Here is a 13,160-nt window from a genome sequence, read left to right as displayed (position 1 = left end):
AAACTATTACTTCTGGCTTCACAATGGTACGAAGTTTATTTCAAAATCAACATAGCATCTCCAAAACTGAAAAATCTATAACGCTGCTCAACAGCTATTTTATATGCATTTATTATCCTCTCATACCCACCAAACGCACAGACAAGCATCATTAACGTAGTATCCGGAAGATGAAAGTTTGTAACAAGCCCATCTAAAATTTTAAACTCATAACCTGGGTAGATGAAGATATCTGTCCATCCTTTTTGTGCTTTTACCAAGCCTTTTTCAACTGCTGCTGACTCCAAAACCCTGCACGATGTTGTCCCAACTGCAATTACTCTTTTGCCAAGTTTTTTTGCCTCATTTATTTTCTCTGCCACATCTTCAGATATCTCATAGTACTCTTCATGCATCTTGTGCTCTTCAATATTCTCAACCTTTACAGGCTTAAATGTGCCAAGTCCAACGTGAAGAGTAACATACAACACTTCAACACCTTTTTTTGATATTCTATCCAGAAGCTCTTCTGTAAAGTGAAGCCCTGCAGTAGGTGCTGCAGCAGACCCCGGCACTTTGCTGTACACTGTCTGGTATCTTTCTACATTTTCAAGCTTTTCTTTGATATAAGGTGGAAGTGGAATCTCCCCAAGGCTTTCTAAAATATCTTCAAATACACCTTCATACTCAAACCTGACAATTCGTGTACCTTCATCTTGGTTTACATGAAGAACCTCGGCCTTTAGTCTTCCATCTCCAAATACAAATCTTCTTCCCTTTCGCGCTTTCTTGCCTGGGCGGGTCATAACCTCCCATGTATCTATGTTGAGTCTTTTTACAAGCAAAAACTCAATAAAACTGCCTGTGTCCTCTCGCTGGCCTATCAAACGTGCTGGAATTACCTTTGAGTTGTTAAGAACCAAGCAGTCACCTTCATTTAAATACTCTATAATATCGCGAAAAATCCTGTGATCTATCCTGCCATCTGGATGAATTACCATAAGCCTCGAAGAGTCGCGCGGCTCAACTGGTTTTTGTGCTATTAGTTCTTCTGGCAGGTCATAGTGAAAGTCGCTGAGTTTCCACTTTTTCATCTTTTCTCAATTTCAACCCCTGTGTAATAGTGTTTTATAATCTGTTTATAGTTATACCCACTGTCAGCAAGGCCTTTTGCGCCCCACTGGCTCATACCAACACCATGTCCCCAGCCTTTGCCGTTGAATGTGTATGTTGTAGGAATGACAGGTACCTCTTCTACTGTCCCATCTTCTTTTACAACCTTTACTGTAGAAGCTGCTGACACGCTGCCGCCTGCCCCAGAGTTTGAGCGTGTTTCATCACCTGAATAAATAACATCATATACAGCTGAAAAAACATCATTCTTTGCAGATGAATAAATACTGCTATCAACAGTCTGCTCAGAGTTTATTTTTCCATTTAACACACTTTCACCATTTTCAGTAAGAATCTTATTGTTACCAATCCTTGTTCGCTTTACTTTGCCATTTTCATCTACAACATTGACATCTGCATCTGTTACGATTGTATATGCCTGGCTATAAAGTCCAAACAAAAGCCTTGTTGCTTCTTTCTGGCACTCGTACTCACCAGCTGTTCCAACAATTTTGAGCCTTAATACCCTTCCAGCCTTTGTATACTCTAAGACTTTTATATCCAATATATCCCCTACATCAATATTTTTCTTCTTCAGCATATTTTTTATCTCATCTTTTGTGAACTGGAAAGTCCATGATGACTTTGAATTTTTCGCCTCTTTTGAGTTATCAACAGACCTCAAATACTCAACAGGATACATCCACACATTTTCAGAATCTTCTGTTGGAATTCCACCTGTTGATGAAAAGTACACAGCATCAATTGGTCTGCCTTTATATGTTATTATCTCGCCTCTTGTTGAGTCAACAGCTAAAATTGCCCTCTTTTCACCGTATGTGCCATCAACCGCCCCACCATACACTTGGCAATGGTCTGTAGGGCACAGGTCAAAACCCAAAGCACCATGTCTGTTTAAATTCCTCACAGCATATGTCCTTGCAATGACTGCAAATGCCTTAACAGCCTCTATGTTCCAAAGCGGGTCTATCTCCATCCTTATAACACCATATAAGTACTCTTCCAATTTTGAAACGTTTATAACAGTCATATCACTGCCCTTTATGCGCTTAAACTCAACTCTTCCTCGATACCACCTGTTGTCAACTTTTATCCTCTCTATACCATTTTCCTGTTGTGGAATGAGCATTAAGAATTTACTGTTTTGCCCATCAAAAGCAAAAAGAACTTTTCCTTTTTCATCCTTCACAAGCACCATTGTTTCAGAAGAATAGAGGGCTGCCCCTCCAAGTTTTGATTGGAGTTTTTTAGCATCTTGAAGATTGTCAAAACTGCCAATCAGTACAGAGTATCCATTGTTTATATAGCCCACAAAAGCATCTTTATATGCACCCAAATAGTCTCTTAGAGCATTCTTTGCAGTAGCATAGGATATATACCTGCCTACTGCAATGTGTATGTTTGCCCCTTCTTTGCCATCTTTTTTGTATACGTCCTTTGAAACAATTAAAGTATCTTTCTGCGTATTTGCAACTGTGATAAAGTTTTTGTCATCAGAAATTCCTATGTAAAGTCCGCCTTTTGCATAGATTTTTGTTTCAAGCACAGGCCTTGAGCTGCCATACATGTCAGCATAGTATATTCCTATTCTTATCCACTGTGGGATTTGAGTTTGCGAAAATGTGGGTAATATACTAACTGAAAGAAAAACAAAGATAATTAACAAAGCGACCCCGCAGCAAGCTTTCTTTTTCAACTTCAGTCTCTCCCTAATGTTCTGATTTTGAAATTTTAACTTATTATTTTATTGTACCAAAAACCCTCTTGTTAGTCTATTGTAAAAAGAATATAATTTAATCTATGAATTTTATAGACTAATAATTTGGGTGGAGGGGCAAAAAATTGTATATCATAGTGGTTGGGTGCGGGAAAGTTGGGTCTACTTTAGCAAAGTCGCTTGCTGATGAAGGTCATGATGTTGTTGTTATAGATTCTGATGCAAAAAACTTTGAAAGGCTTGGACCTGACTTTAACGGCATGAAGATTCAAGGTGTTGTGATTGATGAGGATGTGCTAAAACAGGCAGGGATTGAAAGAGCAGATGCACTGGCAGCAGTAACACCTGATGATAGTACAAACATTATGACAGCCCAAATAGCAGAAGAGATTTATCAAGTTCCAAAAGTGATTGCAAGAATTTATGATCCGCTGCGGGAAGACATTTTCCACTCGCTTGGTCTTGAGACAATCTGTCCAACAACCTTGGCTGTTGAGTACATCAAATCAATCTTGCTTTCACGTGAGATTCGTCATAAGCACAGGTTTGGCAAAGATGATGTGTTTTTCAAATATGTCACACCAAAAAGAGATGATATTGGAAAAGGCTTGGATAAGATAGTTTTGCCTGAAAACTGTTATCTTTTTGGTATAATCCGAAATGAACATTTTTACTTTAAGAATAAGAACATAAAACTCCAGGAAAATGATATTATGGTAATTGCTGAGAAGAAGGTGAATCAATGAGAGTTGTCATTGTTGGTGGTGGAAAGGTAGGATATTTTTTGACAAAGCTCTTGGTCGAAAGCGGAAAATATCACATAACTGTGATTGAGGAGCAGCCAGAGCTTTGCAGAAAAGTTGCTGAAGAGTTTTCAAATGTAACTGTGATAGAAGGAGATGGCACTTCGCTTGATACACTTTCTGATGCAAAGGTTCATAAGTGTGACTTTTTTATTGCCGTCACAGGAAAGGATGAAGACAACCTAATAGCGTGTCAGCTTGCAAAAAGAGTGTTTGAGGTCAAAAGAACAATTGCAAGGGCGAACAATCCAAAAAACATCAATGTAATGAAGCGGCTTGGGGTGGACAATGTTATATCATCAACAGATATCATTGCAAAGATTATAGAGCATGAAGTGGAGATAGAGCCTTTGTCTGTTCTTGCAACACTCAAAAATGGTGAAATCATAGTGTTCCAGACAGTTGTGCAGAAAAATTCACCTGCTGCATACAAAAAGATTGCAGAGGTCCCATTTCCAAAAGAGAGCATCATCGGCGCAATAATAAGGGAAAATGAAACATTTGTACCCTCTGGTGACAGTGTAATTCTCCCTGGAGATACTCTTTTGGTCATCATCAATGAAAGGGATAGGGGCCAATTTAAAAAGCTTATTTCTTCAAAATAATGAGGTGACGCAGAATTGAAAAAGAAAAGAGATATCAAAAAAATTACATTAGGGGTCTTGACAGAAATTGGCCTTGTATTGGGATTTATCGCAGTTGGTTTCATTGGCTCATTGTTAGTTTACTTGATATTCTTGATGCTTAAAAAGTGAGGAGATAAACAAGCGATGGACAAGTCTGTTTTTAAAAGCGACCATATAGAGTTAAGACATGTCCTTTACATGACAGGAAAGACATTAAGTGCAATTGGGCTTGTTGAAATAATTGCAGTTATTACATCTTTGTTATACAAAGAATGGAATATGGCTTTTAATTTAATGATTGGTACAGGACTATTTTTTGTGTTGAGTTTTATTTTTATTTTCATCGGAAGAGACACAAAAGACCAGAGGTTTTCATGGGGCGCAGGAATGAGCATGGTAGGGCTAACATGGGCGCTGGGTGGATTGATTTCAGCCATACCACCTTATCTTTCAGGTCATTTTGCTTCGTATTTAGATGCATTTTTTGAAGTGATGAGTGGGTATACAACAACCGGCCTTGTTTTAATCCAAGACCTTGACCATGCACCAATGGGGCTTAATATGTGGCGACACTTAATCACATATATTGGCGGACAAGGCATGGTGCTCATGACCTTGAGCTTTTTAGCCTCCGGTATGCGCGGGCTTTTAAAAGTTTACATGGGCGAGGCAAGAGATGAGCAAATCTTCCCAAATGTCATTCACACTGCAAGAATAATCTGGTTTGTAAGCCTTTTGTATTTGGTTCTGGGCACAACGGCACTTACAATAACCGGAGTTTTAATTGGTCTTCCTCTTGATATGGCATTTTTCAGGGGTCTTTGGATGTTTTTGGGCGGTTGGGACACAGCCGGGTTTGCACCACAATCTCAAAATGCAATGTATTTTCATAGCACATCATATGAAATTATTAGTATGATGATAATGCTATTAGGAACAATAAACTTTGCTCTGCACTATTTTATCCTGAGTGGAAATTACAAAGAAGGAATCAGAAATGCTGAGATAAAAAGCTTGTTTGTGACAATAACATCCCTAAGCGTTTTAGGAATAATTGCTCTCAAGGTAGTTTATTCAACACCAATTATTGCTTTTAGAAAGGTGTTTTACCACTTTGTATCTGCTCATACAGGTACAGGTTTTGCAACACTTTATTCACAGCAGTTTTTCTATGAGTGGTCAGATGCGGCTATTATACTCATTGTAATAGCAATGCTTGCAGGTGGGTCTGTGTGCTCAACTGCAGGTGGTATTAAAGCACTCAGAATTGCAATATTGGCAAATGCTCTTGTGAATGATATCAAAAAAATGATTCGACCAGATTCTGCTGTTGTTGTTGAGAAATTTCATCATTTAAAAGAGGTGGCTTTGCAAGACAGGCATGTGAGAAATGCATCTATCATTGTCCTTTTGTACATTGTAACATTTACTATTGGCACTTTGGCTGGCACTTTTTATGGATACCCTCTAAAACAGGCAATGTTTGAGTCTGCCTCAGCGCTTGGCAATGTTGGACTCTCAAGCGGGATTACCCAACCTTCAATGCCAGATGGTTTAAAAGTGATTTATATTTTCATGATGTGGGTTGGAAGGCTTGAGTTTATGTCTGTAATAGCTCTTTTTGCATTCTTATTTAAAGAAGCAAGGGAAGGATAGAAAAGAAGATGATGAGAAAATCTTGGATTGTATTAGTTATAATTCTTATTGGATTTTTGATAAAGCTCCTTCAAGAAACTGCATCTGCAAAACCCATTGATAGCAACACTCTCATTAACAACGCTTTTAAATACGATGGCAAAGTGGTTGAGTTTCAAGGCGAAGCGATTGGCGAGATAATGAAAAGAGGAGATTTTGCGTGGGTCAATATTCATGATGGTCAAAATGCCATCGGAATTTTTATGAGATATGAAGATGCAAAGAAAATAAAATATTTGGGAAGATACCGAGTAAAAGGAGATATTGTTTATGTAAAAGGCATTTTCAATAGAGCTTGCAAAGAACACGGCGGTGATTTGGACATACATGCACACAAGGCTGAGATTGTAAAAAGAGGGTATAAAGTGGATGAGAAAGTTGATAGGGCAAAAGCAGTTTTTGGGATAGGAATTTTCCTTATTGGAAGTTTTCTTATGTGGATTGTGTTTAGAAACAAGTGGTAAAGATAAAAATAGACCCTCCCTTTTGGAGTTTGAGCATAAACTTTTTTGTCCAAAAGGGAGGGAAAAGAAAGATATCTTAGAATTAGTTTTTAGATTGTTAAACAAGCAAATCTTTTTTGTTAAATATTTTTAGCGAAGTTAATAAAAATACAACAATATATCCGAATAAAATCAAAATGCTTACAAATGGTGTCATTATAGATATCATAACATTTGTTGCAATATTATTTTCTAAAATATCTAATGGGTTTAGATAGGTGTAAAGTAAAAATGCTTTTAAAAAATTTAGTTTAGAAACTACCTCTGAAATAGGAGAGACTATAAAATATATACCGTATACCATCAAAAAACTCAAAGTAATTGCAGTTGAATTGCTTTTGCTAATTGCTGAAATAAAAAAGCTAAGCGCACAGCAAGCAGTTATGATTAAAAGCTGTAAAAGCAATGCATATATCAAGAATTTTCCTAATGGCACTATATAAGTACTACCATATATTGGTATCAACTCTAAACCGTGTTTTCTGTATCTTGTGCCAACAGTAATCGGATATTTTAAATCTATAAAACCATATAATAATCCTGTTATTATAAACACCAAAATTTCTGAAATTATCACAAGTGCTGAACACACAATAGTTGCAGAAATAAACTTGGAAAGAGCTATTTTAAATCTGCTTATGGGTCTTGTCACTAATAAACTTATTGTTTTTTGAGATATTTCATTTGACACAATGTCTGAAGCAAAGATAAAAACTATAAACGGTAGAAGAAAAATTATCAATCCTAAAAATATGTTCATAACCGTCCAGTTATTGATTTGCCACAAAGTATAAGGTTTTATGTTTTTCTTTAAACAGTATTCATACTCTAATATTTGCTCCCTATAGTATTCTTTTGAATCCAGCAAACTCAAATCAGTAGCTTCTTTCATTGATTTTTTGAGCTTAGCCAGTTGATTTTTAACATCTTTTCTCCAGTCTGTTGATTTCATAGAGATTTTTAAATTATCTATATAAGCCTGACTTTGTAATATTTGCTCATCTATCTTTTGTCTTTTGATAGGGTCTTTTGTTTTCATTCTCTCTTTTTTTAAATTAGCTATCTTTTGCTGTGTAATTTTTATCTCATTTTCAGGAGATGTTGATTTTATAATTGCAATTGTACCCCATACACCTACAATAGATGAAATTAAAATAACAGCAAGTCCAATTAGTATTTTTTTTCTGTAAAACATTTTTATAATTTCATTCTTAATAAGATCTTTCATTACTCAACACCTCACCACTATAAATTTTTAAATACACACTTTCCAAATTCTCAGTCTTTTCATAAAAATCACGAACAGACACATTATTTTGAAACAAAAAATTGAGAAAATCCATCTTCTTATCTCCCAGAAGCTCCACCTCAATTTTGTCGCTATCAGTGCTCACCACTTTTACTTGATTGAACTTCTCAATAATCTTGGTAATTTGTGAAACTTCTAAATTATCCGTGTTCAAAACAACAACAAATCTCTTGCATCCATTTTCTCCTTTCTGCGTTAACTTCTTTACCATCTCAATTTTCCCATCTTTAATAAATATCACTTTCTCACAGATTTCTTCTATTTCATTAAGGTTGTGGGATGAGATAAAAATGGTTGTCTTCTTGTCTTTCGAAAGACTTCTCAATAGGTTCCTTAGCTCAATTATTCCTGAAGGGTCAAGACCGTTTGTTGGCTCATCTAAGATAAGAAGTTTTGGTTCTGTCAAAATTGCCATTGCCAATGCCAGCCTCTGCTTCATGCCAAGTGAATATTTTTTAGCCTTTTCTTTCAAAGCATAATCAATTCCCACAAATTTAGCTGCTTCATAAATCTTTTCCTTACCAATTCTATAAATTCGTGCAATTTGAGCCATGTTCTCAAAACCGGTTAAAAATTCATAAACCTCCGGTTTTTCAACAATACAGCCTACATACCTCATTGCATTTAAAGGCTCTTTAACAACATCATGCCCAAAAATCTTGATTTGGCCATCTGTTGGTCGTATAAGCCCTGTCATCATTTTAATTGTTGTTGTCTTGCCAGCTCCATTTGGCCCCACAAAGCCTACAGTCTCGCCCTCATCAATATCAAAAGAAACTCCTTTTATCACTTCTTTTTTTCCAAATCTTTTGTAAACAGAAATGACCTCAACTGCTTTTGACATTTTTCTAAATACACCTCCACTTCCTATTTATTTTATAAATTTAAGTTCTTATCAATTACCTTAGCACAAGCCAAGAGAATAACCGCTATTACCAATATGTGTATTCCACTTACAGCCCAAAACAAATAACTACCATTCAAAGCTTTATAATCTTCGAACTGAGGAAAAAGCAGTGCATCAATAAAAGGATTTGAAATTGAGTATATCAAAATCCCTGGTGCAACTGCCACCATAATGATAGTAATTAATCGGCTGAGCCATATATTTAATCTTCTAAAAACTGTATTAGAAAATGTTATTATCATGAAAATGAATAAGTATGGTAATAAGAATGAGGCAGTAAAGAGTAAAAAAGCACAAAAAGCTCTAAAGGAAGTAAATACTTTTAGCAATAAGTTTGCCGTATCTCGTATTAAAAAGCTCTGAAAAGCTTGACGAAAAACTATATTTAAAAAAACTTCAATAATTGTAAATGACACCAAATATAATAAGATGTCCAGTAAAATTATTAGTATTCTTCCAAAAACTATATGCATTCCTTTAAGCTTTGGAGATCCAAATATCAAATAACCATGACCTGACCTGAAAACCGAAGAGTATTCAACCAAAGTGTAGATAAACGCTGTCAAAAAAGAAAGGAACAGAGCCACTGCCATAACAGCTTTTTGATTATCAAAATAATTGCTGCCGAATAGTGCAGCAACACAGCCTAAAACCACCCAGTAAGCAGTTATCCCCTTTCTTCTTTTAATCTCATACTTCAGAAATCTCAAAAACACTTTTACCACCCTTTCTTTTACAAATCCATTTTAGTTTTCATGCGTGAAATGGAAGTCATAGCAAAAAGAACAATCGCTATTAGCGTAATTGCTATAACTATAAAATTTAGCAGAAAAGTAGAAAGATTAACCTTTTGAATTATATTAATTGGTCCACCACCGGCAAAACCCTGTACCAAAAACAAAAGAAGCGCAATTATGTCTACAGCAGTATCCACAGCATTATAACAATGTCTATTATTCCAACACTTAAATATCATACAAATATGCATCCAAAGGCTTAGCATAAGAACAAGTGATAAATCTACCAGAACAATTCCACAATTAGTTTTAAAATCCATAATCTTGTTAAATAATAAAATCCACCACCAATATTTGCCGTAAAGTTTTTCATCTACCATACTCATTGCAAATAAAAGCAATAATAGATAAGCTTTTGTAAGCATTATGTCTAAAACAAAATTAATCAGTCTTGCAAAATAGACATTGGCTGCACTTGCATAAAGAGAACCAAAAATTAGATACTTTTTTCCTTTCGATAAAAGGTTATAATACATAACTATGTGAAGTATTAATAATGATAGTGTTGCAAGCATGTAAGAAAATGAAACTCCTACAAGAAAATTTTCAATAACTGGATTATTATTTAAAGTAAGTTTTCCCCCATAGCGATAGAAATAAAATACAACTAAGTTTAAAACAATAAAAAATATAATGTAAAAAAATTTTTGATCTATCATCTGGTATTTTATCAATTTAAATATTTTCATCTTTGAGCACCTCTTTGAAAAACTGGTTTATTGAAAGTCCCTTTTCTTCTCTTATTCTTTCGGTTGAACCATAATAAAGTATTTTTCCATTATTTAAGAATATAACTTCATCAAATATGTGTTCAATTTCAGATATGATGTTAGTTGAAATTATGATGCTTTTTTCTTCTGATATATTTTGTAATATCATCTCAAAGACAAAATCTCTTGAAACAGGGTCAACATACGCTAAAGGTTCATCTAAAAGATATAGTTTTGTGTCTCTGGAAAAGAGCATTGCAATGGAAAATTTTTCTATATTTCCTCTTGATAACTGATGTACCTTCTCCTTGGGATTAACTTTTAACTTCTCCAACAATTTAAATGCTTTTGAGTTGTCAAAATCATCATAAAAATCTTTAAAAAACTCAATGGCATCACTTACTCTCATCCATTTCTCAAACATAATTGTATCAGGTAAAAAAGCAACAAACCTTCTTGTCAAAAGCCCAACCTTCTTGCCTTCAATTAAAATCTCTCCAGTACTTGGCTGAACAAACCCAGCAATGAGTTTTAAAAGAGTGGTTTTCCCTGCTCCATTTTCGCCTATCAGTCCCACAATTTTACCTTTATCCAAGGAAAAGCTAACATTTTCCAAAGCTATTTTCTTTCTTGAACCATACCACTTTGTTACGTTTTTAACTTCAAGAAGCACTTTTAGCTCTACCTCTCTTTCTTAATCTTTTTTTCAAGAAGCCGTATAATTTCTTTATCTGAAAAACCAATATCATTCATTGACTTAATAAAATCCTCTATCATTTTTGCAGCCATTTCTTCTCTCATCTTAGCTATTACTCTCTCATCCTTTGTCACAAAGTTTCCAATTCCTCTTTCTGTGAAAATAAGATTCTCCCTTTCTAATTCCTGAAGAACCCTCTGAATTGTATTGGGATTTACACCAAACATCTGCGCCATCTCCCGAACAGATGAAAGTTTTTCTCCCGGCTGCAAATTTCCACTGGCAATTTTCTTTTTTAAAAACTCCATTATCTGTAAGTACACTGGAATGTTAGGGTCAAATTTTAGCAATATAATTCCTCCATGTGTTAGTGTGTTAATTAAATAATACACTAATACTGCAATATTGTCAATACATTTTTTAAATCATATCGTTGTATTTTTAAGGACCGTTTAAAATGAGAAATGTGGTTTTTTTAAAATCATATCCAACAATTTGAAAAACAAATTCGATACAAATTATCACCCAGCCAAAAGTAATAAAAAAATCGCCCCTGATTTGAAATATCCCACAAACCAGAGGCGTAATGCATCTTAAATGACAATTTTTTATAAGCCTTCTCCTTTATTTTCATCACAATTCATCTTCATAGTTTTATTTAATTTACCTTTCATACTTCTTATCCCCAAATACCCAAATATCCCTATTGAGTCAATCAACACGTCAACGGGGCTTGGACCTCTGCCAAAGACAAATATCTGATGAAACTCGTCTGAAATAGCATAAAGGACCGAAAAAATAGCACTTAATATGGCAGATTTTTTTGAACTTTTGTTTGTCTCAAAAAAAGCTCCATAAAACAGCATACATAAGATAAAGTACTCTGTAACATGCGCAATCTTTCTTATTAAAAACTCAAAACCTTTTCTGTTTGCAGCTGTTATAATGTCTTTTCCTGCTAATGCCTCAATTATCCTTTCAATAAAAAGTGCAATTGAAAAGCTTTTTTGGTGCGAAATAGCTCCTTCTTGGGATGAAAAGTAAAAAATCACAGCCATCCACACAAAGACAAGTGTCCATCTTATGTATATTTTTCTTTTCACCAAAGTGAATATTCCTTTCTTCTATTTGAGCAAAACAGGTGTTATATCATCAATTATATTACCAATTCATCAATCTTACCATCGTGCAATACCACAAAACTGGACAAGACTTTTATGACAAAGTGCCTCATAAACAGGGCTAAGTCACAATCTTTTTATGTTTACAGTAATCTGCTAAAATCTCATCAAAAGCTCTAATAGCTTTCTGTCAAGCTTGTGACCATGAAAGTCTTCATACTCCACATCTTCTCTTCCTGAATCAATTATTCCAAACGGTCCTCTCAAATTCCAAAGCGCAATGCCAATACCAAACTTTTTTAAAACTTCCAGAACATCAGATAGCCATCTTAAAACAACATCATGAGAGGTGTACTTATAAGCTCCCCCTTCACCGCAGATAACCCCAACTCCATAATCAAATAGTTTTGTCCACTTCTCATAATGTCTTCTTAAATATTCCCTGTCAATAACCTCACCATTGTCACGCACAAGCGGCCATGAAGGCTCAGAAAATTTGTCACTTCCTTCAACCCACCCTGCCTTGTAATGTGTCAGCTCAAATGGAATGTATGCCCTGCAAGCTTGTGCCACACCTAAACTTGTGAGCTCAAAAACAGGTTCATTACCATAGTCAACACCGTCAATTATAATAAGCCTCTCTTTATCAATCTCTCTTATCTTTTCAATTGTATACGTCATGACTTTTAAAAAATCCTCTTTTGTCATCTCTTCTTCTGAGAACTGTCTTGGTTCGTTTATAAGGTTAAAACTCAAATGTTTTGAAGATATCCCTTTATACCTTTTGGCAAAAGTCTGCCAGTATGAAACAAAAAGTTCAAGCGGCTCTACATCTTTCCAAAGGTTATACCCCTGTTTTGTTTTTTCATTCACACAATAGCCCGGCGCACCATGTATGTTAAGACAGATATGAATATCATACTTTTGACCCCAGACTACCACCTTGTCTATTATCTCCAAAACTTCTTCTTTGATTTCAGGTCTTTCTTCTACATACCAGTTCCTGTAGTTCATGGGTATTCTTGCAAAGTTGAATCCCCAGTCCGACATCCACTTAAAATCGTCCTCAAAAAAGCCATAGCTCATATTGGGAACAAAAAGCCCAAGTAGGTTGAATCCTTTGTATCTTGGAAGTTTGTTCATCATTTAGTTCCCCCTATTA

Annotated in this window: 15 protein-coding genes; 5 read left to right on the top strand and 10 right to left on the bottom strand. The window is 35.2% G+C overall.

Going from position 1 to position 13,160, the window contains the following annotated elements; all coding sequences use genetic code 11:
* Positions 1–35: 35 nt before the first annotated feature.
* Both queA and ELD05_RS00780 read right to left on the bottom strand, forming a co-directional pair.
* Positions 36–1,073 carry a tRNA preQ1(34) S-adenosylmethionine ribosyltransferase-isomerase QueA gene (gene queA / locus ELD05_RS00785; protein WP_127350962.1) on the bottom strand — a complete coding sequence of 346 codons (1,038 nt, stop codon included), beginning with the start codon at positions 1,071–1,073 and terminating at the stop codon, positions 36–38.
* The gene (locus tag ELD05_RS00780; protein ID WP_127350961.1) at positions 1,070–2,809 is read right to left on the bottom strand and encodes a SpoIID/LytB domain-containing protein; all 1,740 of its coding nucleotides are present in this window, start codon (positions 2,807–2,809) and stop codon (positions 1,070–1,072) included. Before ELD05_RS00780 ends, queA begins: the two co-directional genes overlap by 4 nt.
* Positions 2,810–2,955: 146 nt before the next feature.
* Here ELD05_RS00780 and ELD05_RS00775 point away from each other — a divergent pair, with 146 nt between their 5' ends.
* The 5 genes from ELD05_RS00775 to ELD05_RS00760 are packed head-to-tail and all read left to right on the top strand — an operon-like array spanning position 2,956 to position 6,418.
* Positions 2,956–3,576, top strand: a complete 621-nt coding sequence (locus ELD05_RS00775) for a potassium channel family protein (protein WP_127350959.1) — start codon at positions 2,956–2,958, stop codon at positions 3,574–3,576.
* A complete protein-coding gene (locus ELD05_RS00770; protein WP_011915763.1) occupies positions 3,573–4,238 on the top strand; it encodes a potassium channel family protein in 666 nt (221 codons plus the stop codon). Before ELD05_RS00775 ends, ELD05_RS00770 begins: the two co-directional genes overlap by 4 nt.
* Positions 4,239–4,253: 15 nt before the next feature.
* Positions 4,254–4,388: a hypothetical protein gene (locus ELD05_RS14705; RefSeq protein WP_277601421.1), complete on the top strand. Its 135-nt coding sequence runs from the start codon at positions 4,254–4,256 to the stop codon at positions 4,386–4,388.
* 15 nt (positions 4,389–4,403) lie between these two features.
* Positions 4,404–5,915, top strand: coding sequence for a TrkH family potassium uptake protein (locus ELD05_RS00765; protein WP_127350958.1), 1,512 nt, complete (start codon positions 4,404–4,406; stop codon positions 5,913–5,915).
* Positions 5,916–5,923: 8 nt separating this feature from the next.
* The gene (locus ELD05_RS00760; RefSeq protein WP_127350956.1) at positions 5,924–6,418 is read left to right on the top strand and encodes a DNA-binding protein; all 495 of its coding nucleotides are present in this window, start codon (positions 5,924–5,926) and stop codon (positions 6,416–6,418) included.
* Positions 6,419–6,515: 97 nt separating this feature from the next.
* On the opposite strand, the gene ELD05_RS00755 is transcribed toward ELD05_RS00760, so the two are convergent.
* From ELD05_RS00755 to ELD05_RS00720, 8 genes are all read right to left on the bottom strand, one after another.
* Positions 6,516–7,685, bottom strand: coding sequence for an ABC transporter permease (locus ELD05_RS00755; RefSeq protein ID WP_127350955.1), 1,170 nt, complete (start codon positions 7,683–7,685; stop codon positions 6,516–6,518).
* Entirely contained in the window at positions 7,669–8,610 is a 942-nt protein-coding gene (locus ELD05_RS00750) for an ABC transporter ATP-binding protein (protein ID WP_127350954.1), read from the bottom strand. The genes ELD05_RS00755 and ELD05_RS00750 overlap by 17 nt, the downstream gene beginning before the upstream one ends.
* 32 nt (positions 8,611–8,642) lie before the next feature.
* The gene (locus ELD05_RS00745; RefSeq protein WP_127350953.1) at positions 8,643–9,383 is read right to left on the bottom strand and encodes a hypothetical protein; all 741 of its coding nucleotides are present in this window, start codon (positions 9,381–9,383) and stop codon (positions 8,643–8,645) included.
* A 23-nt stretch (positions 9,384–9,406) separates the two neighbouring features.
* Positions 9,407–10,159 (bottom strand): hypothetical protein, encoded by a 753-nt coding sequence (locus ELD05_RS00740; RefSeq protein WP_127350952.1) that lies wholly within the window; start codon positions 10,157–10,159, stop codon positions 9,407–9,409.
* Positions 10,146–10,853 (bottom strand): ATP-binding cassette domain-containing protein, encoded by a 708-nt coding sequence (locus tag ELD05_RS00735; protein WP_127350951.1) that lies wholly within the window; start codon positions 10,851–10,853, stop codon positions 10,146–10,148. The genes ELD05_RS00740 and ELD05_RS00735 overlap by 14 nt, the downstream gene beginning before the upstream one ends.
* Positions 10,854–10,861: 8 nt before the next feature.
* A complete protein-coding gene (locus tag ELD05_RS00730; protein WP_127350950.1) occupies positions 10,862–11,227 on the bottom strand; it encodes a GntR family transcriptional regulator in 366 nt (121 codons plus the stop codon).
* 258 nt (positions 11,228–11,485) lie between these two features.
* Entirely contained in the window at positions 11,486–11,980 is a 495-nt protein-coding gene (locus tag ELD05_RS00725) for a VanZ family protein (protein ID WP_127350948.1), read from the bottom strand.
* 174 nt (positions 11,981–12,154) lie between these two features.
* Positions 12,155–13,141: a glycoside hydrolase family 5 protein gene (locus ELD05_RS00720; RefSeq protein ID WP_127350947.1), complete on the bottom strand. Its 987-nt coding sequence runs from the start codon at positions 13,139–13,141 to the stop codon at positions 12,155–12,157.
* Between the last annotated feature and the right edge of the window lie 19 nt (positions 13,142–13,160).

It is taken from the genome of Caldicellulosiruptor changbaiensis, assembly GCF_003999255.1.
Taxonomy (GTDB): Bacteria; Bacillota; Thermoanaerobacteria; order Caldicellulosiruptorales; family Caldicellulosiruptoraceae; genus Caldicellulosiruptor; species Caldicellulosiruptor changbaiensis.
This window is presented reverse-complemented; position numbering and strand designations above follow the sequence as displayed.